Consider the following 23591-nt stretch of genomic DNA (forward strand, 5'->3'; position numbering starts at 1 on the left):
CTGCCCGCCCATGCCCCGGCAGCGCACGCCGCGCGCGGTATCGCCCTGCTGACGTTCGCCTTTGCGCTCAGCCAGTTCTTCCGCTCCTGCCTGGCGGTGATGGCGCCCGAACTGCAGCATGATTTCGGGCTGTCGCCGGCGGGCTTTGGCGCACTGTCTTCGTCGTTCTTCCTGGCCTTTGCCGTGACGCAGATCCCGGTGGGCATTGCCTTCGACCGCTACGGCGTGGGCCGGCCGACCGCGCTGCTGCTGGCGGTGGGCGCGGTGTCGTCGATCCTGTTCGTGCTGGCGCCAAACGGCGCGGCGGCCACGCTGGCGCAGGTAGGGCTGGGGCTGGCATGCGCGCCGGTCTTCATGGGCCTGCTGCATTTCGCCTCCGAGCAGCTGTCCGAGCGCGACTACACCCGCGTGGTCAGCCGCTCCAATGCCATGGGCATGATCGGCGCGCTGTGTGCCACGGCGCCGCTGGGCTGGGCCATCTCGCTGATCGGATGGCGCCCGTCGATGGCGGTATCGGCGCTGGGCATGGTCGCGGCCTGCTATGGTGTGTGGCGCTTCGTGCGCGACCAGGGCCATGCCGAGGCCCGCAGCGCGTCGTGGCCGGCGATGCTGTCGGAAAGCCTGCAGCTGCTGAAGCTGGTGCCGCTGTGGACGCTGATTCCGCTGTGCGTGGCGATGTCCGCCGGCACCGCCTTCCGCAATGCCTGGAGCGGCCCCTACCTGGCCGACGTGTTCGGGCTGGGCTCGGCGCCGCGCGGAGTGGCGCTGGCGCTGCTGAGCCTGGCCGGCTTCCTGACCGCCTTCCTGCTGCCGGTGCTGGTCCGCCGCAACACGCTCAAGACCGCCATCGCCGGCTGGTCGTGCTTTGCCATGTCGGGCTCGTTCCTGCTGGCGCTATGGCCGGACAGCGGCATCGGCTACGGCGTGGCGATGATGGCGCTGCTGTCGACCATCGGCATGCTGCACCCGCTGGTGATGGCGCAGGGCCGCGGGCTGATCACGCCGTCGCGGCGCGGGCGCGGGCTGGGGCTGCTCAACACCTTTGTGTTCCTGGGATCGGCGCTGACGTCATGGGGCTACGGGCTGATCGCCAATGCCGGCCATGTGCGCGGCTGGCCGCTGCCTTCCACCTATGCGGCGATCTTCCTGTCCGCGGGCCTGCTGATTGCCGCCGCGCTGGTGCCCTACTTCTTCAGCCAGCCGCATCCCACCAGTCATTAGCCAGACTCAGGCTGCGGCAAGCGCCCTGACCATGTCGGCGATGATGGTGAAGCGGATCACGCGCAGGCAGGCCAGTTCGCCGGCAAACCCGCCGGTGAGCACCGGGCGCTCCCGCGCCATGGCCGCGTTCTGTTGCTCGGCCTGCTCATAGAGCGCCTGCGCGGCCGGCCCGATGCCGCGCAGCATGGCGTCCAGCCGCCGCTCGGCGGTCACGCCGGTCAGGCCCAGCGCGCGCCCTGCCTCCAGCACCAGCGCGCGCGAGAAATCGCTGTAGAACTCCACCCCCAGCACCGGCCAGGCAAAGCGGTGCGCCTGCGGCCAGCCGGTCTTGTCATAGGTGCGGGTGGCGTAAGCCGCCTCGCTGAGCAAATCGTAGAACGGCGCCAGCGCAATGCCGGCATCGGATACCAGGAAGCTCAGGTTCTTCAGGTGCGCGTCCGAATTGCCCACCAGGATGTTGAACACCAGCCAGTCGAACAACCGTGCCCGCGCCACCGCCGGGGCGCGGCACAGCGTTGCCAGTTGCGCCAGCCGCTCGACGCTGCCCTGGTCGTATTTGAAGGTGCGCGGCAGGTTCAGCAGCTGGCAGGCATCGATCGCATGCAGCCGCTGCCACTGCCCTTGCTGCGTGAGGTGGCGATCGAAACGGTCGATCAGGTAGACCGGCGACGGCACATAGCGCCGGTGCACGGGCGGCACCTCCAGCTTCAGCCGCGCGGCCAGCGACATCACGAACCACTCGTTGATGACCGAATGCGGATAGATCTCCTGCATCTGGTGGGTCGGCTTCAGGATATGCGTGGACGGCGTATCCGCGCCGGGCTCGAACAGCGCGCCGTCCCGCAGCACCACCGCCAGCTTGTGCTGGGCACCGGCCAGCGACATGCGCTTGACCGCGCCATGCGTGAGCGGCACGCTGGGCAGGCTGTGGATGCGGGCGTCGAGCGCGGCATCGCTCAAGGCGCGCAGGGCCGGCGCGGTGGCGGGCCCGCGGCCGGGCGGCAGCAGCGTCAGCGAGCCCGCCGATTCCGCCCCATAGTGGGCCAGCAGGGCAAAGGCATCGGCCTCGTTGCGGATGCTGGCATCGCGTGCCAGCAGCGCACGCTGGCCGTCCTCGGGCAGCAGGTTGTCGAAGTACCACTGCACCGGCCGCAGCGTGCTGCCATCGGCGAGCGCCTCCCGCTGCAGCGGCAGCGCCGGGCTCAGGGCGAAGGCGTGCGGGTTGCCCAGCCACTCCGCGTCATAGCGGAATGACCAGGCATCGCTGGCTTCATGCAGCTCGCCGACCGGCGCTCCGTTGATGCTGGCGACCAGTACGCGCTCAGCCATGCTGGTCGCCTCCCTTGACCGCTGCGCGCCGGTTGCGGCTGCGCGCCTGGCGTTGCCTGAGCTTGGCGAGTTCAGGCGCTACCAGCGGGGCCGCTGCCTCCGGCATATCCACCACCACGCGCAGGCCAAGCCCTTCCAGCACCTGGAACAGCTTGCCCCACTGGATGCCTTCGGCCCCGTTCTCTACGCGCACCATGAAGTTCTCGCTGACGCCGATGGCGCCTGCGGCATCGTCCTGGCGCAGGCCTTGCGCCTTGCGGGCAGCGCGCACGAAGGCGCCGATATCGCCGGGTTCGGTGAGGGTCACTGGCACAAAAATCTCCTTGATTGCAAAGACTTTAGTGTTTCCAGGCGGCGAAATCAAGAAATCTCCCTGATTGCGAAGATTCAAGCCTCTGAACACAGCCGACTGGCAAAATCTCCTCATTCGCAAAGATTATTGCTGTAGCCGACCGCCGGACACAGCCATTCGCACCGGTGCCGCCTATCGCTTCGCTTGCAAAAAGCCAGACTTATCGATTTAAGAATTCCGCCGGCGCGCTTACACCTTTACCGTTTGTGACACCAACATCCCAGCCCGACCTGGCGACAAGGGACAACGGCTGCGCCCGCGGCCGGCATAACGAGGAGACAAGCTGATGGCATCCCTGATCGCATCCCGGCGCCGCGCCTGGGGCCGCCGCGCATGGCTGGCCGGCATGCTGGCCACCGCGGCCGCAACCGCCTTGCCGTCCGGCGCCAGCGCCGAGACCTGGCCATCGCGCCCGGTCCAGCTGCTGATCCCCTACCCGCCGGGCGGCAGCGCCGACCTGCTGGCCCGCCCGGTCGCAGCCAGGCTGCAGGAGCGCCTGGGCCAGCCCGTGGTGCTGGACTACCGGCCCGGCGCCGGCGGCACCATCGCCAGCCAGGCGCTGGCGCGGGCCAAGCCCGACGGCTACACCCTGATCATGGTGCTGGCCGCCCATGCCATCAATGCCAGCCTGTACCCGAAGCTGCCCTATGACACGCGCAAGGACTTCGCGCCCGTCTCGCTGGTGGCCAGCCTGCCGATGATCCTGGCCGGGAGCCCCTCGCTGCAGGCCACCAACGTGAAGGAGCTGATTGCCGAGGCCAAGGCCGCGCCCGGCAAGCTGACCTTCGCCTCGGCCGGCAACGGCAATACCGGCCACCTGGCGGGCGAATTGTTCGATTCCGTCGCGGGTATCAAGATGACCCACGTTCCGTACAAAGGCAGCGCACAAGTGGTGACGGCAATGCTGTCGGGCGAGGTCCAGCTGACCTACGACAGCATCTCCACCACCCTGCCGCATGTGAAGAGCGGCAAGCTGCGCGCACTGGCCGTCACCGGCAGCCAGCGCGCCGCGGTCGCGCCCGAGGTGCCGACGCTGGCCGAGGCCGGCGTGCCGGGCATCAGCATCACCGGCTGGTACGCGATGCTGGCACCGGCCGGCACGCCGCAGCCCGTGATCGACCGGCTCAGCACCGAGATTGCCACGGTGCTGCGCCAACCCGAACTGAAGGCGACGCTGGCCGCCAACGGCTATGAGCCGGTGGGCTCGACTCCCGCCGCGCTGCGCACCCATATCGACGCCGAGATCAACCGCTGGAGCAAGGTGGTGAAGGACTCCGGCGCACAGATCCAGTAAGACTGCTTCGATCCATCATTGCTCATCGGGCGCCGCCAGGCCGGCGTCCGCATTCCCTTGCCGAACATGACCCAACCGACCCCGCTCCAACGCCCCTTTACCACCATGTCCGTGCTCGTGCGCGAGCACGCCACGCAGCGCCCCACGCAGCGCGCCCTGATGCATGGCGAGCGCGTGCTCGACTATGCCGGCCTCGATGCCGCCATGGACCGCATTGCCGCGGCGCTGGCCCGCGACGGCGTGCGCCCCGGCGAGGCCATCGCCATCTGCGCGTCGTCCTCGATCGAATACGCCGCGGTGTACCTGGGCGCGGTGCGCGCAGGCGTGGTCGTGGCGCCGCTGGCACCGTCATCCACGCCGGACAGCCTGGCCGGCATGGTTGCCGACGCGGCCGCGCGCATCCTGTTCACGGATGCCACCGTGGCCGACGTGCTGCAGCCCGTGCGCGACCAGCTGGCCGCCACGCCCATCGTCACGCTGGACGGCAGCGACGCAGGCCAGCCATACCAGGCCTGGCTGGCACCCGCCGGCACACCGGTGACCGAGCCCGGGATCCGCCCGGAGATGCCGCTCAACATCATCTATTCCTCGAGCACCACCGGCACCCCCAAGGGCATCGTGCAGTCGCACGGCATGCGCTGGGCCCATGTGTCGCGCGGCGCCGCCACCGGCTACGGCACGCATGCGATCACGCTGCTGTCGACGCCGCTGTATTCCAACACCACGCTGGCCAGCTTCTTCCCGACCATCGGTCTGGGCGGCACGGCGATCCTGATGGCCAAGTTCGATGCGGGCCAGTACCTGGCGCTGGCGCAGCAGCATCGCGCCACGCACACCATGCTGGTGCCGGTGCAGTACCAGCGGCTGCTGGCGCATCCGGAGTTCGACCGCCATGACCTGTCGTCCTTCCAGCAGAAGTTCTGCACCAGCGCGCCGTTCAGCCCCGCCCTGAAGGCCGAAGTGCTGCGGCGCTGGCCGGGCGCGCTGACCGAGCTGTACGGCATGACCGAAGGCGGCGGCGGCTGCCTGCTGTTCGCCGACCAGTTCCCCGATAAGCTGCATACCGTGGGGCGCCCCGCCACCGGTGCCGACGTGCGCATCATCGACGACGAGGGCCGCGAACTGCCGCCCGGCAGCACCGGGGAAGTGGTGGGCCGCTCGGCGGCGATGATGAACGGCTACCACAACCAGCCGGAAAAGACCGCCGAGACCGAGTGGCACGACGCGCAGGGCCAGCGCTTTATCCGCACCGGCGACATCGGCCGCTTTGACGAAGACGGCTTCCTGGTGCTGATGGACCGCAAGAAGGACATGATCATCTCGGGCGGCTTCAACATCTACCCGAGCGATCTCGAGGCGGTGGTGCGCGAACACCCGGCGGTGGCCGATGTGTCGGTGGTGGGCGTGCCGTCGGAGCGCTGGGGCGAGACCCCGGTGGCCTTCGTCGCGCTGCGCGCCGGCGGCGGCGCCACGGCACAGGACGTGCTGGCCTGGGCCAACCAGCACCTGGGCAAGACCCAGCGGCTGGCCGCGATCCATGAGGTGGAGAGCCTGCCGCGCAGCGCCATCGGCAAGGTGCTCAAGCGCGAACTGCGCGACCGCATCACCGGCGCCTGACGCGCCGCGCACGGCACAAGCGCAAGCATCCACACAAAAAGTTGGCGAGGATGCTTGCGCAATCAAAAAGGCGTCTCTATAATTCGCGCCTTCGCTAGGCTCGTAGCTCAGCTGGTTAGAGCACCACCTTGACATGGTGGGGGTCGTTGGTTCGAGTCCAATCGAGCCTACCAACGCACAACGGAACACGGACGGTACGCATTGCGCACCGTCCGTTTTTCTTTTCCGGCGCCGCTTTCAGGTGCCGATGCCGAACTCCGCCAGCACCGCTTCGGTATGCTGGCCCAGCGCCGGCGCATTCCCTGCCGGCCGTTCCGATCCTGCCATGCCTGGCAGGTTGGCCCACGGCACTTCGCCGATCCCAGCCAGCGGCAGCCGGCCGAACACGCCCGCCTGCGCGCATTGCGCGCTCTGCGGCAGGTCCCGTGCATGGCCCACGCGCGCGAACAGCACATCGTGCTCGGTCAGCAGCGCCTCCCAATGCGACAGCGGCTGTGCTGCAATCGCCTGCGCCACGCGCCGGCCCAGCTCCGCCGCGCGCGGCAGACGGCCGGCGCTGGTGTGCAGCGTGATATCGGCCAGCCAGTCGTCGAAACCCAGCAGCGTTGCCAGCCGCACGAACATGGCGTCGTTGAGCATGCTCAGGTACAGCCGGCCATCGGCCGCATCGAACAGCCCGGTGGGCGCATTGGCCACGGCCAGTTCCGCATCGGGGAACATGGCGTCATCCACCATCAGGTAGGACTGCAGCGCGGCACTGGTCTCCAGCAGCGACAGCCGCACGTGCCGGCCGCGGCCGTTGCGCGCGGCCTTGTACAGCGCTGCCGACGCATGCTGGGCCGCATAGAGCCCGGTGCTCAGGTCGACCATGTAGAAGGCGATGCGGCGCGGCTGGCCGGCGCTGTCGCGGTTCAGGTGCATCAGGCCGCTGAAGGCCTGCATGGTGGTGTCCACCGCTGGCATGTTCGCCATCGGGCCGGCATGGCCGTAGCCAGAGATCGAGACATAGACCAGCGCCGGGTTGCGCGCGGCCAGCGCCTCGTAGCCGACGCCCATGCGCTCGGCCACGCCGGGGCGGAAGTTCTGGATCACCACGTCGGCCTGCTGCGCCAGCCTGGCGATGGCGGCCCGGCCGCTGTCGCTGCGCGCGTCCAGCAGCACGCTCTCCTTGCCCGCGTTGCAGGCGACCGCGATCGCGGTCTGGCCGGCGCGGATGCGTCCCATCTGCCGCGACCAGTCGCCTCCCGGCGGCTCCACCTTGACCACGCGCGCGCCCTGCTGGCGCAGGATCAGGCCGCAGTACGGGCCGGCGATGCCCTGGCTCAGGTCGAGCACGGTCAGGCCGTCGAACATGGCATCGTCCGTTGCCGCTTGTGCATGGTGCATGTCGTGCCCTCCGTTCAGATATCCAGCATGATCTTGCCGATGGCGCGGCGCGACATCGTGGTGTCGACGGCGCTGAGCCAATCGCTCAGTGGGAAGTGCTGCAGCACGGGCGGCGCCAGCTTGCCGCTGGCTGCCGCCTGCATGATCTCGGCCACCATCGCCTGCACCGGCTGCGCAAAGCGCCGGCGCTCGTCGGTCAGGCCCCAGCCGATGTAGTAGCCGTAGTTGAAGCCGATCAGGGTCAGGTTCTTCACCAGCAGCAGGTTGGCCGGCACCTCCGGGATGCGCCCGCTGGCATAGCCGATCGACAGCAGCCGCGCGCCCGGCGCCGCGCAGCGCAGCGAGGCGTCGAAGAGATCGCCGCCGACCGGATCGAACACCACGTCGGCCCCGCCCGCGGGGCACAGCGCCTTGACCGCTGCCGCCAGCGTGGCCGCGTCGGACGGCAGCGCATGCGCGGCGCCGTTGCGCAGCGCCGCCTCGCGCTTGGCCTCGGTGCTGGCGGTGGCGATCACGCGCGCGCCCATCAACCGGCCCACCTGTACCGCGGCCGTGCCCAGCGCGCCGCTGGCGCCATGGACCAGCATGGTTTCGCCCGGCTGCAGCGCGGCGCGCCAGGCCAGCGCCGCCCAGACCGTGCCATAGGTGATGGGCAGCGCCGCCGCCTGGGCCAGCTCCAGCCCGTCAGGCACCGGATAGACCGTGTCGGCCATGGCCACCGCTTCCTCGGCGAAGCCGCCCCAGTCCAGCGCCGCGGCCACGCGCTGGCCCGGGCGCAGCCGCGTGACATCAGGCGCCACCTCGATGATTTCGCCCGCGGCCTCGGTGCCGGGGATGAACGGCAGCGGCGGCTTGCGCTGGTACTTGCCGGACACAAACAGGCTCAGCGCAAAGCCCACGCCGGCATGGCGCACACGGATGCGCACCTGGCCCGGCGCCAGCGGCTGGCGCGGCAGGCGTTGCAGTTCCAGCTCGCTCCAGTGGCACCAGCGGGAGCAGACCAGCCCCAGGTAATCGGTCTCTTGCATCGGGACTCCTGTCATTCGAGCGTGATGCCGACATCGCTGATGATGCGGCTCCATTTGTCGCGGTCGTTCTTCATCACCGTGGCGAAGGCTTCCGGCGTGCTGCCGACCGGCACCAGATTCAGGTCCTGCATCTTCTTCGCGATTTCCGGCAGGCGCACGATGCGCGCGACCTCGCGCGACAGGGCATCGACCCGTGCTTTCGGCACGCCGGCGGGGAACAGCAGGCCCATCCACGCATCGGGCTCGAAGCCCTTGTAGCCGGCCTCCCGGAAGGTCGGCACCTTGGGCAGCAGCGCCGAACGCTCCGCGCCAGCGATCGCCACCGGCGCCAGCTTGCCGCCCTGCAGCAGCGGCATGGCCGTGCCCACGGCAATAAAGCCCAGCTTCACATGGCCGGCCGCCAGGTCGGTGGCCAGCGGCGCGCCGCCCTTGTAGGCGACGTGTTCCATCTGCAGCCCGGCCTCGCGCTTGAGCAACTCTCCCAGGATATGGCCGGTCGTCCCCGCGCCATACGACCCGTACGGATACTTGCCGGGATTGGCCTTGAGCAGCGCCACCACCTCCGGCAGCGTGCGCGCCGGGAAGTCCGGCGACACCGCCAGGATGGTGGACGAGATCGCCACCTCGCTGACCGGCGTGAAGTCCGCGATCGGGTCATAGCCGATACCCCGGTACAGCGACGGGTTCTGCACGTGCGCAGTGAAGGTCAACAGCGCGGTGTAACCGTCCTTTGCTGCGCGGGCAACGTACTTGGTACCCGTGGTGGTGCCCGCGCCAGGCTTGTTGTCGACGATGACCGGCTGGCCCCAGCTCCTGGTCAGTTCCTGCCCGATCAGCCGCGCCACGGCGTCGTTCACATTGCCCGCCACCGACGGCACCACGATGGTGAGCGGGCGCGACGGATAGGGCTCGGCGGAGGCGGGATCGGCGGCGCAGACTGCCGCCGGGATGGCCGCCAGCAGCATGGCGGCCACGGCTGCGCGCAGCCGTGCGGAACGGTGTTGCATCGGTGTGTCTCCTGTCCTGGCTCCCTTCTGTGGTGCCCGCGGGAGTGCGGTGCGCGAGGGATGCCAACGCAGTCTAGGCCAGCACCCCGCCCGGCGTGATTCCCGCGCGGCGCGGGCCAAGTCCTGCCAGGCATGGCGCAGCGCCGCATTGCCCTACCCCGGGAAATCCCTCATGGCCCAGCCCCCTCGCCGGTCACTATTATTCGTTGAAATTTTCAACTATCGAATTTTTCATCTATTCATGCCACGCGCTCTCCGGCTCAAGTCCGACTACATCAACATCCTGCTCGACATGGCCGCCGAGCGCACGCGCGAACGCGGCTCGCGCGTGTATGAAGAGAAATTCGGGGTCTCGCTGCGGGACATCCGCCTGCTGCGGATGATCGGATCGGCGCCCGGCATCACCATGGGCCAGCTGGTGCAGCAGTCTGCGATCGAGAAGACGCTGGCGTCCAAGCTGGTTGGCGCGCTGGTCAAGCGCGACCTGGTGCAGCGCGAGATCAGCACGGAAGACGCGCGCCAGGTGTGCCTGTTCCTGAGCGAGGCCGGCGTCGACCTGGTGCGGCGCGCCGAGCCGCTCGGCATCGAGCTGGAAGCGGGCTTCCTGCACTGCCTGACGCCGGCCGAGATCGACGCGCTGCGCGCCACGCTGGTCAAGCTGATCGAAGCCGAGGCCGCTTCGCGCGAGTCCTTCGAGCGGTATCTCCAGAAGCTGCGCGAGCGCGGCACCACCACGCCCTGACCGGCGCCCTTTTTCCCCCCACCCCGCCCCCGAGAGATGATGACCATGATGTCTGCAATCCCGCTTCGCCGTGCCGGTGCCGTCGCGTTGTGCGCCCTGGCATGCATGTCCGCCGGCAGCGCAATCGCCGAGACCGTGCTGCGCACCGTGCCGTCGTCCGACCTGAAGATCCTGGACCCGGTCTGGACCACCGCGAACATCACGCGCAACCATGGCCTCATGATCTACGACACCCTGTTCGGCATGGACGAGAAGGGCGTGATCCGGCCGCAGATGGTGGACAAGACCAGCACCAGCGCCGACAACAAGACCTGGACCTTCACGCTGCGGCCAGGGCTCAAGTTCCATGACGGCACGCCGGTCACCGCGCAGGACGTAATCGCCTCGCTGGCGCGCTGGGGCAAGCGCGACGTGCTGGGCCAGCGCATGTATGAAGCCATGGCCAGCATCACTGCCGAAGGCCCGGCCACGGTGCGCATGACTTTCCGCCAGCCCTTCGGCGCAGTGCTGGATGCGCTGGGCAAGCCCAGCCCGCTGGTGCCGTTCATCATGCCCAAGCGTGTCGCCGAGACGCCTGCCGACAAGCAGATCGACGACCTGACCGGCTCCGGCCCCTTCACGCTGAAGAAAGAGGACTTCCGGCCCGGCGACCGCGTGGTCTACCGTCGCAATCCCGACTATGTGCCGCGCAAGGATGCGCCGTCCGGCCTGGCCGGCGGCAAGGCCGTGCACGTCGACCGCGTCGAATGGGTGTTCCTGCGCGATACGCAGACCCAGGTAAACGCGCTGCTCAACGGCGAGGTGGATATCCTCGAGGTCGTGCCGTCATCGCACTATCCGCAACTGCGCACCGACAAGCGGGTGCAGATGGTCGACATCATGCCCGCCGGCCCCTTCACCGTGATCTACAACCACAAGGTGCCGCCGTTCAATGACGCCAGGGTGCGCAAGGCCGCGATGCTGGCGATCAACCAGGAAGCGATGCTGCGCGCGCAGGCCACCTACCGCGACTTCTACAAGCCGTGCGCCTCGATCTACCTGTGCGGCTCGCCCTATGCCAGCGACCAGACCGGCTTCTTCACCGGCAAGCCGCAGTTCGAACAGGCGCGCAAGCTGCTCAAGGAGTCCGGCTATGACGGCAAGCCAGTGGTGATCATGCTGCCGGGCGATGCCCCCGCGCTGAGCCGCCTGCCGGTGGTCTACGGCCAGCTGCTCAGGCAGGTGGGCTTCAATGTCGACGTGCAGGCCACCGACTGGAGCACCCTGATCACGCGCCGCACCAGGAAGGAACCGCCCGAGAAAGGCGGCTGGAATGCCTACATCACCTTCTGGGGCGGCGTCGACGCCAGCAGCCCCATCACCTACAGCCCGCTGACCGGCAACGGCGACCGCGGCTACTTCGGCTGGCCGGAAGACGCCGAGCTGGAAACCCTCAAGACCCGCTTCATCGAAACCGCGGACGCCGCGCAGCGCAAGGACATCGCCACCAGGATCCAGCTGCGCGCCATCGAAAACGGCATCCTGGCGCCCGTCGGCGAAGGCAAGGCGCCCACCGTGGTGCGCAGCGGTGCGATCAGCGGCCTGCTGCCGGCACCGGCGGTGCTGTACTGGAACGTGCGCAAGCAATAGCCCGCTACGGCGCCCGCGGTCCCGGCTGCCGTGCCGCCAGCCTGCTGACCTCCCTTTCCCCCAACGAGGTAGTGCCATGATGAATTTCCTGGTCCGCCGCAGCCTGGCCACCGTGCCAGTGCTGGCGGTGGTGGCTGTCATCGTCTTCACGCTGCTGCGGCTGACCCCCGGCGACCCGGCAGCGGCCATTGCCGGCGACGCCGCCAGCGTGGAAGACATCGCCCGCATCCGCACCCAGCTCGGGCTGGATCAAGCGCTGCCGCGCCAGTTCATCGGCTGGCTCGGCCACGTGCTGGGCGGCGACCTGGGCTATTCCTTCTTCTACAAGATGCCCGTGACCACGCTGATCGCGCAGCGGCTGGAGCCCACGCTCTCGGTGGCGGCGCTGACCATCGTGCTGACCGTGCTGACGGCGGTGCCGCTGGGCACGCTGGCGGCCTACCGGCGCGGCCGCTGGCTCGACCGCCTGGTGATGGGCGGCTCCGTGCTGGGCTTCTCGGTGCCGATCTTCGTGGCCGGCTACCTGATGATCTGGGTGTTCTCGCTGCACCTGGGCTGGCTGCCGTCGCAGGGCTACAGCCGCCTGGCCGACGGCATCTGGCCATGGCTGCGCAACCTGGCCCTGCCCTGCGTCACGCTGTCGGTGATGTCGTGCGCGCTGGTGGCGCGCACGACCCGCGCCGCCGTGTCCGAAGCACTGACCGAGGACTTCGTGCAGACCGCGCGCGCCAAGGGCATTCCGGAGTGGCGCATGCTGACGCGCCATGCGCTGGCCAATGCCGCGGTGCCGATCGCCACCGTGATCGGGCTGAGCGTGGCCGGCCTGATCGGCGGCGTGGTCGTGACCGAGAGCATCTACGCCATTCCCGGTGTCGGCCAGCTCACAGTGGATGCCGTGCTGTCGCGCGACTACCCGCTGATCCAGGGCATCACGCTGTTCTTCTCGGTCTCGTACGTGGTCATCAACCTGCTGGTGGACGCGAGCTATCTGCTGCTCGATCCCCGCATTCGCTACTGATATCTCCCACGGAAACCCGGCCCCATGACCTCACTCACCACTGCCATCGAATCCGCCCCGCCCGGCACCGGCGCCCGTCCCTCGCGGCTGCGCGCGGTGCTGGCCAACGGTGCCGTGCGCGCCGGCGGCACCATCCTCGGCCTGATGCTGTTCCTTGCCGTGGCCGCGCCCTGGCTCTACACCATCGATCCCAACACCATGGACCCCGCCAGCAGCCAGCTGGCCCCCTTCACGCGCGCCGAGATCGTGACGCTGGCCGGCGATGCCTTCGAACGCCTGTTCCCGCTGGGCACCGACAGCCTGGGCCGCGACATCTGGAGCCGCACGTTGTACGGCGCGCGGGTCTCGCTGGCGGTCGGGGTGTCGGTGGCGCTGGCCTCGGTGCTGCTGGGGCTGGCGGTCGGGCTGGTATCGGGCTATGTGCGCTGGCTGGACGGCTTCATCATGCGCGTGATGGACGGCATGATGGCCATCCCCGGCATCCTCTTCGCCATCGTGCTGGTGGCCGCCTGGCGGCCCAGCCTGCTGACGGTGATCGTGGCCATGACCGTGCCCGACACGCCGCGCGTGGCGCGCCTGGTCCGATCGGTGGTGCTGTCGGTGCGTGAAGAGCCTTATGTCGAGGCCGCCATCGCGCTCGATACGCCGACCTGGAAACTGATGCTGCGCCACATCCTGCCGAACACCATCGCGCCGCTGCTGGTGCAGGGCACCTTTATCTGCGCCGGCGCGATGCTGGTGGAAGCGGTGATGTCCTTCCTCGGCATCGGCCTGCCCACCGACATCCCCACCTGGGGAAACATCATGGCCGAGGGGCGCGCCCATTTCACCGCGCATCCGCACAGCGTGCTGCTGCCCGGCGCCTTCCTGGCGGTAACGGTGCTGGCCGTCAATATGCTCGGCGACGGCCTGCGCGACACCCTCGACCCCAAGTTCAGCAAGCGGAGTGCCTGATGATGCCAACGAACACGACCGAGTCCGCGGCCGCGGACTCGGCCACGCCCTGCCTGCGCGTGCGCGACCTGCGCATCGACCTGCCGCCCGGCGCCGACCGGCCGCATGCGGTCCAGGGGGTTTCCTTCGACGTCATGCCCGGCGAAGTGGTCTGCCTGCTGGGCGAATCGGGCTCAGGCAAGTCCGTGGTCGCGCGCGCGGTGATGGGCTTGCTGCCCGAAGGCCTGAAGGTCTCAGGCGGCAGCATCGCGCTGGCCAGCGAAGACCTGCTGGCGGCCACCCCCGCACGCCGGCGCGAACTGCGCGGCACCGGCGTGGCCATGGTGTTCCAGGAACCCATGACCGCGCTGAACCCGGTCATGCGCTGCGGCCGGCAGGTCGAGGAAATGCTGGCGCAGCACACCAGCCTGGGCGCCGCGCAGCGGCGCGAGCGCGTGCTGTCGATCTTTGCGCGCGTGCGGCTGCCGGATCCCGAGCGGATCTACGACGCCTATCCGCACCAGCTGTCCGGTGGGCAGCGCCAGCGCATCGTCATCGCCATGGCGCTGATCCTGCGCCCGGCCCTGCTGGTGTGCGATGAGCCCACCACCGCGCTGGACGTGACCACGCAGGCCGAGATCCTGGCACTGGTGCGCGAACTGCAGCACGAGAACCAGACCGCGGTGCTGTTCATCACGCACGACTTCGGCGTGGTCGCCGACATTGCCGACCGGGTGGTGGTGCTGCAGCTTGGCCGCCAGGTGGAAAGCGGGCCGAAAGACCGGGTCTTGCGCCAGCCCGAGGCGGACTACACCCGCATGCTGCTCAATGCCGTGCCGGGACTGGAGCCCGCGCAGCGCCCGTCGGTGGCGCAGCGAGCGTTGCTGCTCGACGCCAGCGGCATCGGCAAGACCTATGTCTCGGGAGCCTGGCCGGGCCGGCGCCGCGTGGTCGAGGCGGCCACCGATGTGTCATTGCAGGTGCGGGCGGGCGAGACCGTCGGCATCGTGGGCGAGTCCGGCTCGGGCAAGTCCACGGTGGCGCGCTGCATCGCGCGGCTGATCGAACCGTCCGCGGGCAATATCCAGGTGCTGCCCGAAGCCGCGCAGCAACTGCCGCGCCGCGCGCAGCTGTCCGCATTCCGGCGCATGGTGCAGGTGGTGTTCCAGGACCCCAACCGCTCGCTCAATCCGCGCCGCACGGTGGGCCAGTCCATCGTCGAAGGCGCGGTCAATTTCGGCGCGACGCCCGCGCAGGCGTGGCAACGCGCCGAGTCGCTGATGGAACTGGTGCGGCTGCGGCCCGACGCGCTGCACCGCTACCCGAGCGAGTTCTCCGGCGGCCAGCGCCAGCGCATCTGCATTGCCCGCGCGCTGGCGTGCGAACCGCGCGTGCTGATCGCCGATGAAGCGGTGTCGGCACTGGACGTCTCGGTGCAGGCGCAGATCCTGAAGCTGCTGGCCGATATCCAGCAGCGGCTTGCCATCGGCATCCTCTTCATCACCCACGACCTGCGCGTGGCCAGCCAGGTGTGCGACCGCCTGATCGTCATGCACAAGGGCCGCGTGGTCGAGCAAGGCGCCACGCGCGACGTCGTGCTGTCGCCGCGCCAGGACTACACCCGCGCGCTGCTGGCCGCCGCGCCGGGACGCCATTACCCGTTCGGTGTGCAGTAACGCCGGCGATGCAGATTCCCAAGCGCCAGCCAACCCTCTCGGAAAAGACAATGAAGACTCCGCTCTACGCACTCAGCGCCGCCGACCTGCTCAGCAACTACCGCCAGCGCGAACTCTCCCCGGTCGAAGTCATGCAGTCGGTGCTGGACCGCATCGAACACTGGGAGCCCGGCATCCGTGCGATGTACGTGGTGCATGCCGAGCAAGCGCTGGCCGCCGCGCGCAGCGCCGAGGCGCGCTGGCTGGCCGGCACCCCGAACGGCCCGCTCGACGGCGTGCCGGTGACGCTGAAGGAGAACATCGCCACGCGCGGCACGCCGGTGCCGCTCGGCAGCGCCGCCACCGTGCTGGCGCCGGCACCGGCCGATGCGCCGGCCGCGGCGCGCCTGCTCGAGGCCGGCGCAATCGTGGTCGGCAAGACCACCATGCCGGATTTCGGCTTCCTGGGCGCGGCGCCGTCCAGCTTCCATCCGCTCACGCGCAACCCGTGGAAGCTGGACCGCAACACCGGCGGCTCCAGTTCCGGCGCCGGCGCCGCGGCTGCGGCGGGCTACGGCCCGCTCCACCTGGGCACGGATATCGGCGGCTCGGTGCGTATTCCCGCCAGCTTCTGCGGCGTTTTCGGCCTGAAGCCCAGCCATGGCCGCGTGCCGGTCCATCCGCCAGCCGCCGCGCGCGTGATCGGTCCGCTGACGCGCACCGTGGCCGACGCCGCGCTGGCGATGCAGGCGATCTCGCGCCCCGATGCCCGCGACTACATGAGCCTGCCTCCGCAGGACATCGCCTGGCAGCAGCTTGAGCGCGATATCCGCGGGCTGCGCATCGGCCTGTGGCTGGACCCGAGCGGCGACTGGCAGGTCGATGCCGAAGTCCGCGCGGCGGTGCTGGCGGCAGCGCACCTGTTCGAGCAAGGCGGTGCCGTGGTCGAACCCGTGCGCGACTGGACCACCATGGACATGCGCATCGGCATGGCGCACTTCTTCACCATGCGCTGCCGGGTCGACCTGGCCGGGATGCCGCCGGAGCGCGCCAGCCTGGCGGCAGGCTACATCCGCAAGGCCGCCGAGTTTGCCGGCACGCTCACGCCGGAGCAGACCTTCCAGGCCTTCACGCGCATGCAGCAGCTGCGCGAGGCCACCGTGGCCGCGACCCAGCCCTATGATTTCGTGATCTCGCCGGTGTCACCGGTGCTGCCCTTCGCCGCCGATGCCATCAACAGCGGCGGCGACCTGCCGCTCAAGGACTCTCACTTCACAGCGGTGTTCAACCACTCCGAACAGCCCGCGGCATCGATCCCCTGCGGCATGTCGCGCGACGGCCTGCCCATCGGGCTGCAGATCTCCGGCCGGCGCTTTGACGACCTGGGCGTGCTGCAGCTGGCGCACTGGTTCGAGCGCGCCTCGGAACCCCAGCGGCAATGGCCTGAGCCGCACTAAGCCCTGCGTGACCGGCGCGGGGGAGGTGCGGCGCTACAATGGCCCGCACCGACCCCAGCGCCATCACGCCCCATGCGATTCGAGGATCTTGAAGCCTTCCTGGTTGTCATCGAGCAAGGCAACCTGCACCGCGCCGCCGACACCCTCGGCATGACCCAGTCCGGCCTGTCCAAGACGCTGGCGCGGCTGGAAGGCGAAGCCGGCATGCCCTTGTTCGAGCGCACCCCGCGCGGGCTGGTGCCGACCAGCGTGGGCCGCACCCTGGCCGCCCATGCGCGCCGGATCGCGCTGGCGGCGGGCGACATGCGCAACGAACTGGCCGAGCAGCGCGCGGCGCGCGCGGGCACGGTGCGCCTGGGCGCCATCCCCTACCTGCTGCCGTCGCTGCTGTCGCCGCTGCTGGCCCGCTTCTTCCTGAGCCGGCCGCTGGCCACGTTCTCGATCGAGACCCACCTGAGCGCGCGCCTGATGGCGATGCTGCAGAACGGCGAGGCCGACCTGATCCTGGGCGCGCGCCCGACCAGCCTGCCGCCGGACATTGCCTGGCTGCCGCTCGGTCCGCTGACCATGCAGATCGTGTCCCGCACCGGCCATCCGCGCCGCGAGGGCTTCCGCACGCTGGCCGACCTGAGCGGCGAGCGCTGGGTGGTGCCGGCGAGTTCGCTCTACCTGCGCCAGTGGCTGGAGGAACGGTTTACCTCGGTCGGGCTGCCGCCGCCGCGCGTGGCAGTGGAAAGCACGGCGTCGCCGGTGGCCTTCGGCGAGCTGCTGCGGCACTCGGACCTGCTCGGCATCATGCCGCCGCGCATGCTGCACCAGGCCGAGGGCCAGGGGCTGGCCGCGATCGAGGCGCCAGGCATGTCGTGGCAGCATGAGCTGGCCGTGCTGTGGCGCGCCGATGGCTACCTGTCGCCGATCTGCCAGGACTTCCGCGATGCAGTGGTGGCGTGGTGCGAAGAGATGGAGCTGTGAGGGCCGGGGTGCTCAGGGCACCCACCAGTAGCGGGTGATATGGAAGAACACCGGCGCGGCGAACACCACTGAGTCCAGCCGGTCCAGCATGCCGCCGTGGCCCTGGATCATATGGCCCCAGTCCTTGATGCCGCGGTCGCGCTTGATCGCCGACATCACCAGCCCGCCGAGGAAACCCATCAGCGCAATCACCAGCGCAATCGCGCCGGCCTGCCACGGCGAGAACGGCGTGATCCACCACAGCGCCGCGCCCAGCGCGGTGGCACTGGCCACGCCGCCGACAAAGCCCTCGACGGTCTTGGACGGCGACAGCAGCGGCGCGATCTTGCGCTTGCCGCACAGCTTGCCCCACACATACTGCAGCACGTCGCTGCCCTGCACCACGATCACCAGGAAGGCGATCAGCAGCAGGTTGCGGCCTTCAAAGCCCGGGATCGGCAGCGTCAGCAGCGCCGGCACGTGCGAGATGCAGAACACGCACACCATCACCGCCCACTGCACTCCGGCGCAGCGCTCCAGGAAGCGCGTGGTCTCGGACGACAGCGCCGCCAGGATCGGCAGGATCAGGAAGGCATAGACCGGGATCAGGATCGAGAACATGCCGTACCAGCCGATATAGACCAGCACGTACTGCAGCGGCAGGAACACGAAAAAGGCGGCGACGATGGCGTGATGGTCGCCGCGCCGCGTGGTGATGATGGTGACGAACTCGCGCAGCGCGAAGAACGAGAGCAGGTAGAACAGCACGATCACCGCGGTGCGGCCCAGCGCAAAGGCCACGCCCATGATGCCGATCATCCACCACCAGGCCCAGACGCGCTGCGCCAGGTTGTCGATCACCGCGTGCTGGCCGCCGCCCGCCACCCGCCAGCGCAGCAGCGCGGTCACGGTGGAGGCCAGCAGCAGCACGCCGAACAGTCCGCCGAACAGCAGCCAGGTCTCGGGGCTCCAGTGCAAAGTGGGCATGGCGGTCATTCCAGCTCCGGGGCAAGCGCTAGCAGGCCGTCGCGGCAGCGCGCAAGGAAGGCTTCCTTGCTGTCCTCGGCGGCCAGCAGCACCGGCTGCCCAAAGGTGACGGTGCACAGCAGCGGCACCGGCACGACTTCGCCCTTGGGCATCACGCGGTTGAGGTTGTCGACCCACACCGGCACGAACTCCACCCCGGGGCAGGCCCGCGCCAGGTGGTAGATGCCGCTCTTGAACGGCAGCAGGCGCGCGTCGGTGGTATTGCGCGTGCCTTCGGGAAACAGGATCAGCGAGTCGCCGGATGCCAGCGCGCCGTGCATCAGCGCCACCGGGTCGCTGCCTGGTTCGCTGCGGGTGCGGTCGATCAGCAGCGCGTGGAATACGTCGCGGCCGATAAAGCGCCGCAGCGACGAGCGATCCCAGTAGTCGGCACCGGCCACCGGGCGCGTGACTGTGCGCAGGTCGGGCGGCAGGCAGCCCCAGATCAGCACGAAGTCGCCGTGGCTGCTGTGGTTGGCAAAGTAGACGCGCTGCACCGCGGCGGGGATGCAGCCCTGCCAGTTGGCGCGCATGCCGGTCAGCAGCCGGGCGAAGACGATGATGGCGCGCGCGGTCGCGCGGGCAAGCCACATGGTTGGTTACCTCAGGATCACGGTCAGCAAGGCCAGCGCCAGCTGGCACACAGTCAGCGCGGCGCTGGCGCGCACCAGCCGCAGCGCACCGCGGGCGCGGTCCGGCAACGGACGGCCGGCGCGCTGCGCCGGCATCCAGCCCAGTTCGAGCAGCGCGGCGTCCAATCCGGCCAGGTCGGGCTGGTCCTGCCGCCCGGCCGCGAGCGCATCGAACAGCCGGCGGTCGATGGCAACGCGCAGCAGCAGCCAGACCTGGGGCAGCGCCAGCAGCAGCGACGCGGCCGCCAGCACGCGCGGGACCGGCGTGGCCACCCCCAGCCATACCGTGGCCACGCCGAAAGCCAGCCCGGCCGCGCCGATCCACACGGCGCCCGACAGCGCCCCGGCGACGGCGTGCGCGATCCAGGCATCAGTGCCTTGCGTGAACTCAGCGGCCATCATCGGGCTCCGGCATGGCGGGACGGTCCAGGCAGCGTTGCAGCGCCTCAGCATGTTCGCGCCCGAGCACCACCGCCGGGCGATGCTCGCGCAGCAACGCCAGCGCAGCGCCGGCGTCGCGCAGTCCCTGCCGGCGCGCCAGCCATGCGGCGGCAACCAGCGCGCTGCGCGAATAGCCGAGCGCGCAGCTGACCAGCACGCGGCGGCCCTGCCGCTGCCAGGCGTCGAGTTGAGCCACGGCCTTGTCCAACTGCTCCGGCGTCGGCACGGTCAGGTCCAGTACCGGCACGCAACGATACGCAAGCGCCGGGTCGGTGGCTGCGCGCGACAGTTCGGCGGTCAGGTCGAGGACGGCGTCCGCCCCGATCGCGCGCAGTTCGGCGCGGGTCGGGAAGCGGCCAACCCAGATGCCGTCCGCGATGGCACTGGGCTGCGGCGCGCGCCGCGTCCACCAGCGCGAATTGAGGAAGGCGCCCAGCAGGTACGGCGCCAGCACCCAGCGCGCGGCCGGGGCCATCATCCCATCGCCGTCCTTCTGGAACCACGCCGGCGCGGCCAGCGCGTAGATCCGGGCGACGCAGGCCAGCGCCAGCGCGGCCCACAACAGCAGCAACGCCAGCGTCACCGACGCACCCACCGCCAGCACCGCGCACAGCAACCCCACCAGCGCGCCCACGGTGTAGCGGCGCGACAGCTGGCGCGTGCGCGCATCCGGCGCGCCTGCAGCGGGCCGTTGCATCGGGAACAGGTAAACGCACAGCCAGCCCACCAGCGCGCCGGTGGGCACATCGATCAGGTGGTGCTGCCAGGTGGTCAGCACCGAGACCCCGATCAGCGCAAACCAGCCGTGCAGCAGCCAGCGCCAGCCGCCGCGCAGGTGCGCCGCAAAGGCGACCCACAGGATCACCAGCAGGCTGATATGCAGCGACGGCGCCTGGTTGAACGGCAGGTCGAAACCGCCCAGCAGCGTGAACAGCTGGCCCGGCAGGCCGTCGGCCTCGGGCCGGGCAAAGCTGAAGCGCAGCGGGAAGGCGATAAAGCACGCCACCGACACCAGCTGCGCCAGTACCAACCGCCTGACGTGCGTGAGCAGCGCCGCGCGCGTGCGCCACAGGAAGAAGGAGATGCCGTACAGCAGGTCGATCGACCAGTACGGCACGATGGTCCACGGCAGGAACGGGATCCCCTGCTCCCATTCGAAATAGACCGCCGGAACGTTGGCGCGCTGGCTCGCCAGCCAGTTGGCAAAGCCGTAGCTGGAGAAAAAGAACGCGCCGGCCAGCGCCAGCAGCAGGCAGGCCAGCCCCCAGGGCCGGTTGCCTGCAGGCAGCTGCGAATGCGCCCCGGCGCCAACCTCCGTCGGCACCGTGCTCATGCGCCGCGCCTGCGCGCCAGGCTGACGGTGAAGATGCCCCACGGGTCGATACGCTGGGTCACCTTGTCAAAGCCAGCGGCCCGCACCAGTTCGTCCATCTCGGCCTGCGAGCGGCGGCGCATCACCCAGGCGGCGCCGGCGCGGTGGCTGGTGAGCGCGCGCGCGATGAATTCCAGCTGCGGATGCCAGGGCTGGCCGGTGTAGACCAGATAGCCGCCGGGCGGCACCGCGCGCGCCAGGCCCTCGAGCGAGCGCCGCACCATCGCGTTGTCGGGAAACAGTTCGTACAGGCCGGAAACCACCGCCAGTGTCGGCGCCGGTGCCAGCGCCGCCAGGCTGTCGCCGTCGAAGGCATCGCCCTGCTCGAAGCGGGCCACGTCCGCGAGGTCCTTGGCGGCGATCAGGGCGCGGCCCTGCTCGACGTTCAGCGGGCTGTAGTCGCGCAGCAGGATCGACTCGACCGCCGCGGCGCCGCCATCCAGCGCGCCCAGCGCCTCAAGCACATAGCGCCCGTGCCCGGCGGCGATGTCGACGATCCGCACCGGCATGCCGCCCACGCGCAGCCGCCGCACGGCCTCGGCGATCAGGGCCTCGGCGTGGACCTTGCGCTGGCGGATGCCGCGCCAGCCGATCGCGTCCAGGTACTGCTGGTCGGCCAGCCGGCCCAGCTTGCCGCGGCCCGAGGGGGCGTTGCGGTAAACATAGTCGAGCGTCGAGCCCGAGTCGAAGCCGGTCTCATGGCCCAGCCGCACCCCGTCCGACAGTATTCCGCCCAGCTTCAGGTTGGCCCGCGCCGCGCGCCAGTACCAGGCGGCCAGCCCGACAGGCGCCGACGCCAGGCGGTCGGATTCCTCGCGGAACGGGCCGATCTGGTCGGCATCGAGCAGCGAGCGCGGCGCCGACGGCATGTCGAATTCGCGCAGGATAAAGCGGCGCGCGGCATCGACCGCCAGCTTGCGGTCGCGCTCACCGAGCGTGTCGTGATAGAAGCCGTCCAGCACGATGCGCTCCTTGGTGCGCGCACCCAGGCGCTCATAGAAGCGGTCCTGCGGCCCGCGATGCACGACCCAGTCGGCGCCGGAGATCAGCAGCTGCGTCGGCACCGTGATCGCCGCGGCATCGGCGACGATGCGCTCCGCCGTGTCGTACAGGTCCAGCAGGATATTGACCGCGATCGGGCGCGTGATCAGCGGATCGCTGTCGTAGCTGGCGATGCGCTCGGGATCGTGCGTGAGGAACTTGGCCTTGACGTAGCTGTTGACGAAAAACTTGCCGCGCAGGCGCTGCATCAGCTTCAGCCCCGGCCGCGCAAAGGGCACGTAGAGCTTGACCTTGAACGCGGGCGAGGCCAGCACCAGCGCGCGGATCGGCGGCGCGTAGTCGTGCACCCAGGTGGCGGCCAGCACCGCGCCCACGCTCTGCGCGATCACCGCGGTGCGTTCCAGCGGGATGCCGTGGACCTCGGCGATATGGGTGGTGAAGGTCTGGATATCGCGCACCGAGTCCGCCAGGCTGGGGCTGTAGCCGCGCTCGCCGGGCGAACGGCCGTGGCCGCGCGCATCCCAGGCAAAGATCTCGTAGCCGGGCAGGTTCAGTTCGTCGGCCAGGTGGGCGACCCGGCCGGAATGCTCATGGCCGCGATGGAACAACACCACGGCGCCGCGCGCCGGGCCGTCCACCGCCGGCCAGTGCCGATAGAACAGCGTCTGGCGGTCGTGGGTCTCGAATTGCCGCTCTTGCGGCTGGCGCGTCGACGGTCGGTCCATCTCGCTACTCCGCTGTGCGGGACTGGGCCTCGGCGACACCGCGGCGCACCCGGTTGGCAATCGTAAACAGCGACAGCAGCGACAGCACCAGCCACAGCCAGCTGGCGGCCGCGCCAAAGCCCAGGCCAACACCTGCCCACAGCGCGATCGCGCCGACCGCGAAGGCGCGGTCGCTCTTGCCCAGCGGGCCGTCGTAGCGCCGGCTGGCCCCGGCCAGCGGGCCGATCAGCCCGGTGGCCTCGACGATCACCGCCAGCAGCGCGAAGGTGCCGACCTGGCCCAGGCTGAAGTCCGGCAGCGCGGCCAGCGGCAGGATCAGCGCCAGGTCCGAGGCAATGTCGCCAAGCTCGTTCAGGTAGACACCCAGCACGCTCTGCTGGCCGTGCTCGCGCGCCAGCATGCCGTCGACGGCGTTGAGCGCCATGCGCAGGAACAACCATAGAGGGAACAGCAGGAACAGCGCCGGGGTCTCGGCCACCAGCATGCCCAGCGTGGCCAGCACCCCCACCGCCAGGGAGCCGGCCGCGGCGGCCAGCGTCACCTGGTTGGCAGTCACGCCGCGCTGCGCCAGGTCCTGCACCATGGGGCGCAACCGGGCCTGGAACCTGGGCTTCAGTTCATAGAGGGTCATCGCACCGGCCTCCCTGCCGAGCTGATGCCGGAAGCGACGCCGTGCGCCAGGCCGCGGCGACGCGCAGGATCATGCGCCCGGGCCTGCCCCGACCTCTTCCGTCTTGTTTCTGGTAGTTTTCTGACCGCGGCGCGGCTGCTGCT

The 23591-nt window shown here is 69.7% G+C and carries 21 protein-coding genes and 1 tRNA gene; 11 read left to right on the forward strand and 11 right to left on the reverse strand.

Annotated features, from left to right (window positions below):
• On the forward strand, window positions 1-1221 hold the full coding sequence (locus tag AC3WRI_RS01900) for an MFS transporter (protein WP_492292442.1): 1221 nt from the start codon (window positions 1-3) through the stop codon (window positions 1219-1221).
• Between the two features lie 6 nt (window positions 1222-1227).
• Here AC3WRI_RS01900 and AC3WRI_RS01905 read toward each other — a convergent pair whose 3' ends face one another.
• Both AC3WRI_RS01905 and AC3WRI_RS01910 read right to left on the reverse strand, forming a co-directional pair.
• Window positions 1228-2550: a HipA domain-containing protein gene (locus AC3WRI_RS01905; protein ID WP_010814186.1), complete on the reverse strand. Its 1323-nt coding sequence runs from the start codon at window positions 2548-2550 to the stop codon at window positions 1228-1230.
• A complete protein-coding gene (locus AC3WRI_RS01910; protein ID WP_037024885.1) occupies window positions 2543-2863 on the reverse strand; it encodes a helix-turn-helix domain-containing protein in 321 nt (106 codons plus the stop codon). The genes AC3WRI_RS01905 and AC3WRI_RS01910 overlap by 8 nt, the downstream gene beginning before the upstream one ends.
• Window positions 2864-3188: 325 nt before the next feature.
• Between AC3WRI_RS01910 and AC3WRI_RS01915 the strand changes: the two genes are divergently transcribed.
• The 3 genes from AC3WRI_RS01915 (at window position 3189) to AC3WRI_RS01925 (ending at window position 5986) form a co-directional block, all read left to right on the forward strand.
• Window positions 3189-4196 carry a tripartite tricarboxylate transporter substrate binding protein gene (locus AC3WRI_RS01915; RefSeq protein WP_492292443.1) on the forward strand — a complete coding sequence of 336 codons (1008 nt, stop codon included), beginning with the start codon at window positions 3189-3191 and terminating at the stop codon, window positions 4194-4196.
• Between the two features lie 66 nt (window positions 4197-4262).
• On the forward strand, window positions 4263-5813 hold the full coding sequence (locus tag AC3WRI_RS01920) for a class I adenylate-forming enzyme family protein (RefSeq protein ID WP_492292445.1): 1551 nt from the start codon (window positions 4263-4265) through the stop codon (window positions 5811-5813).
• A gap of 96 nt (window positions 5814-5909) precedes the next feature.
• Window positions 5910-5986 (forward strand) — tRNA-Val (locus AC3WRI_RS01925).
• Window positions 5987-6050: 64 nt separating this feature from the next.
• On the opposite strand, the gene AC3WRI_RS01930 is transcribed toward AC3WRI_RS01925, so the two are convergent.
• Genes AC3WRI_RS01930 through AC3WRI_RS01940 form a run of 3 tightly spaced genes read right to left on the reverse strand, consistent with a single transcriptional unit; the run spans window position 6051 to window position 9234 of the window.
• On the reverse strand, window positions 6051-7199 hold the full coding sequence (locus tag AC3WRI_RS01930) for a CaiB/BaiF CoA transferase family protein (protein ID WP_010814190.1): 1149 nt from the start codon (window positions 7197-7199) through the stop codon (window positions 6051-6053).
• 14 nt (window positions 7200-7213) lie between these two features.
• On the reverse strand, window positions 7214-8227 hold the full coding sequence (locus AC3WRI_RS01935; protein ID WP_010814191.1) for an NADPH:quinone oxidoreductase family protein: 1014 nt from the start codon (window positions 8225-8227) through the stop codon (window positions 7214-7216).
• Between the two features lie 11 nt (window positions 8228-8238).
• On the reverse strand, window positions 8239-9234 hold the full coding sequence (locus tag AC3WRI_RS01940; protein WP_010814192.1) for a Bug family tripartite tricarboxylate transporter substrate binding protein: 996 nt from the start codon (window positions 9232-9234) through the stop codon (window positions 8239-8241).
• A 241-nt stretch (window positions 9235-9475) separates the two neighbouring features.
• Here AC3WRI_RS01940 and AC3WRI_RS01945 point away from each other — a divergent pair, with 241 nt between their 5' ends.
• From AC3WRI_RS01945 to AC3WRI_RS01975, 7 genes are all read left to right on the forward strand, one after another.
• Entirely contained in the window at window positions 9476-9976 is a 501-nt protein-coding gene (locus AC3WRI_RS01945) for a MarR family winged helix-turn-helix transcriptional regulator (RefSeq protein WP_010814193.1), read from the forward strand.
• A gap of 45 nt (window positions 9977-10021) precedes the next feature.
• Window positions 10022-11605, forward strand: a complete 1584-nt coding sequence (locus tag AC3WRI_RS01950) for an ABC transporter substrate-binding protein (protein WP_011615484.1) — start codon at window positions 10022-10024, stop codon at window positions 11603-11605.
• A gap of 76 nt (window positions 11606-11681) precedes the next feature.
• Window positions 11682-12623 (forward strand): ABC transporter permease, encoded by a 942-nt coding sequence (locus AC3WRI_RS01955; RefSeq protein WP_010814195.1) that lies wholly within the window; start codon window positions 11682-11684, stop codon window positions 12621-12623.
• A gap of 24 nt (window positions 12624-12647) precedes the next feature.
• Window positions 12648-13577 carry an ABC transporter permease gene (locus AC3WRI_RS01960; protein ID WP_011615485.1) on the forward strand — a complete coding sequence of 310 codons (930 nt, stop codon included), beginning with the start codon at window positions 12648-12650 and terminating at the stop codon, window positions 13575-13577.
• Window positions 13577-15232 carry a dipeptide ABC transporter ATP-binding protein gene (locus AC3WRI_RS01965; protein WP_011615486.1) on the forward strand — a complete coding sequence of 552 codons (1656 nt, stop codon included), beginning with the start codon at window positions 13577-13579 and terminating at the stop codon, window positions 15230-15232. The genes AC3WRI_RS01960 and AC3WRI_RS01965 overlap by 1 nt, the downstream gene beginning before the upstream one ends.
• 50 nt (window positions 15233-15282) lie before the next feature.
• Window positions 15283-16668, forward strand: a complete 1386-nt coding sequence (locus tag AC3WRI_RS01970) for an amidase (protein WP_011615487.1) — start codon at window positions 15283-15285, stop codon at window positions 16666-16668.
• Between the two features lie 72 nt (window positions 16669-16740).
• Complete coding sequence (locus AC3WRI_RS01975) at window positions 16741-17640, forward strand: LysR family transcriptional regulator (protein ID WP_010814199.1); 900 nt, start codon at window positions 16741-16743, stop codon at window positions 17638-17640.
• Between the two features lie 12 nt (window positions 17641-17652).
• Here the strand turns inward: AC3WRI_RS01975 and AC3WRI_RS01980 are convergent, their stop codons facing one another.
• The 6 genes from AC3WRI_RS01980 to AC3WRI_RS02005 are packed head-to-tail and all read right to left on the reverse strand — an operon-like array spanning window position 17653 to window position 23448.
• Window positions 17653-18615, reverse strand: a complete 963-nt coding sequence (locus tag AC3WRI_RS01980) for a phosphatidate cytidylyltransferase (protein ID WP_010814200.1) — start codon at window positions 18613-18615, stop codon at window positions 17653-17655.
• On the reverse strand, window positions 18612-19238 hold the full coding sequence (locus AC3WRI_RS01985; protein WP_492292447.1) for a lysophospholipid acyltransferase family protein: 627 nt from the start codon (window positions 19236-19238) through the stop codon (window positions 18612-18614). Before AC3WRI_RS01985 ends, AC3WRI_RS01980 begins: the two co-directional genes overlap by 4 nt.
• Before the next feature lie 6 nt (window positions 19239-19244).
• Window positions 19245-19679 carry a hypothetical protein gene (locus tag AC3WRI_RS01990; protein ID WP_231881345.1) on the reverse strand — a complete coding sequence of 145 codons (435 nt, stop codon included), beginning with the start codon at window positions 19677-19679 and terminating at the stop codon, window positions 19245-19247.
• Entirely contained in the window at window positions 19666-21051 is a 1386-nt protein-coding gene (locus AC3WRI_RS01995) for a phosphatase PAP2/dual specificity phosphatase family protein (RefSeq protein ID WP_010814203.1), read from the reverse strand. Before AC3WRI_RS01995 ends, AC3WRI_RS01990 begins: the two co-directional genes overlap by 14 nt.
• Window positions 21048-22817 carry a bifunctional alpha/beta hydrolase/class I SAM-dependent methyltransferase gene (locus AC3WRI_RS02000; RefSeq protein WP_492292448.1) on the reverse strand — a complete coding sequence of 590 codons (1770 nt, stop codon included), beginning with the start codon at window positions 22815-22817 and terminating at the stop codon, window positions 21048-21050. Before AC3WRI_RS02000 ends, AC3WRI_RS01995 begins: the two co-directional genes overlap by 4 nt.
• A gap of 4 nt (window positions 22818-22821) precedes the next feature.
• Entirely contained in the window at window positions 22822-23448 is a 627-nt protein-coding gene (locus tag AC3WRI_RS02005; protein ID WP_010814205.1) for a CDP-alcohol phosphatidyltransferase family protein, read from the reverse strand.
• Between the last annotated feature and the right edge of the window lie 143 nt (window positions 23449-23591).

It is taken from the genome of Cupriavidus sp. FW305-27, from assembly GCF_058787995.1.

Bases quoted from the DNA above. Each gene is read 5' to 3' on its own strand.
- AC3WRI_RS01935 (WP_010814191.1), bottom strand. From the start codon at position 8,227: ATGCAAGAGACCGATTACCTGGGGCTGGTCTGCTCCCGCTGGTGCCAC.
- AC3WRI_RS01920 (WP_492292445.1), top strand. From the start codon at position 4,263: ATGACCCAACCGACCCCGCTCCAACGCCCCTTTACCACCATGTCCGTG.
- AC3WRI_RS01985 (WP_492292447.1), bottom strand. From the start codon at position 19,238: ATGTGGCTTGCCCGCGCGACCGCGCGCGCCATCATCGTCTTCGCCCGG.
- AC3WRI_RS01990 (WP_231881345.1), bottom strand. From the start codon at position 19,679: ATGATGGCCGCTGAGTTCACGCAAGGCACTGATGCCTGGATCGCGCAC.
- AC3WRI_RS01905 (WP_010814186.1), bottom strand. From the start codon at position 2,550: ATGGCTGAGCGCGTACTGGTCGCCAGCATCAACGGAGCGCCGGTCGGC.
- AC3WRI_RS01960 (WP_011615485.1), top strand. From the start codon at position 12,648: ATGACCTCACTCACCACTGCCATCGAATCCGCCCCGCCCGGCACCGGC.
- AC3WRI_RS02000 (WP_492292448.1), bottom strand. From the start codon at position 22,817: ATGGACCGACCGTCGACGCGCCAGCCGCAAGAGCGGCAATTCGAGACC.
- AC3WRI_RS02005 (WP_010814205.1), bottom strand. From the start codon at position 23,448: ATGACCCTCTATGAACTGAAGCCCAGGTTCCAGGCCCGGTTGCGCCCC.
- AC3WRI_RS01975 (WP_010814199.1), top strand. From the start codon at position 16,741: ATGCGATTCGAGGATCTTGAAGCCTTCCTGGTTGTCATCGAGCAAGGC.
- AC3WRI_RS01955 (WP_010814195.1), top strand. From the start codon at position 11,682: ATGATGAATTTCCTGGTCCGCCGCAGCCTGGCCACCGTGCCAGTGCTG.
- AC3WRI_RS01950 (WP_011615484.1), top strand. From the start codon at position 10,022: ATGATGTCTGCAATCCCGCTTCGCCGTGCCGGTGCCGTCGCGTTGTGC.
- AC3WRI_RS01980 (WP_010814200.1), bottom strand. From the start codon at position 18,615: ATGACCGCCATGCCCACTTTGCACTGGAGCCCCGAGACCTGGCTGCTG.
- AC3WRI_RS01945 (WP_010814193.1), top strand. From the start codon at position 9,476: ATGCCACGCGCTCTCCGGCTCAAGTCCGACTACATCAACATCCTGCTC.
- AC3WRI_RS01970 (WP_011615487.1), top strand. From the start codon at position 15,283: ATGAAGACTCCGCTCTACGCACTCAGCGCCGCCGACCTGCTCAGCAAC.
- AC3WRI_RS01940 (WP_010814192.1), bottom strand. From the start codon at position 9,234: ATGCAACACCGTTCCGCACGGCTGCGCGCAGCCGTGGCCGCCATGCTG.
- AC3WRI_RS01995 (WP_010814203.1), bottom strand. From the start codon at position 21,051: ATGAGCACGGTGCCGACGGAGGTTGGCGCCGGGGCGCATTCGCAGCTG.
- AC3WRI_RS01965 (WP_011615486.1), top strand. From the start codon at position 13,577: ATGATGCCAACGAACACGACCGAGTCCGCGGCCGCGGACTCGGCCACG.
- AC3WRI_RS01930 (WP_010814190.1), bottom strand. From the start codon at position 7,199: ATGCACCATGCACAAGCGGCAACGGACGATGCCATGTTCGACGGCCTG.
- AC3WRI_RS01915 (WP_492292443.1), top strand. From the start codon at position 3,189: ATGGCATCCCTGATCGCATCCCGGCGCCGCGCCTGGGGCCGCCGCGCA.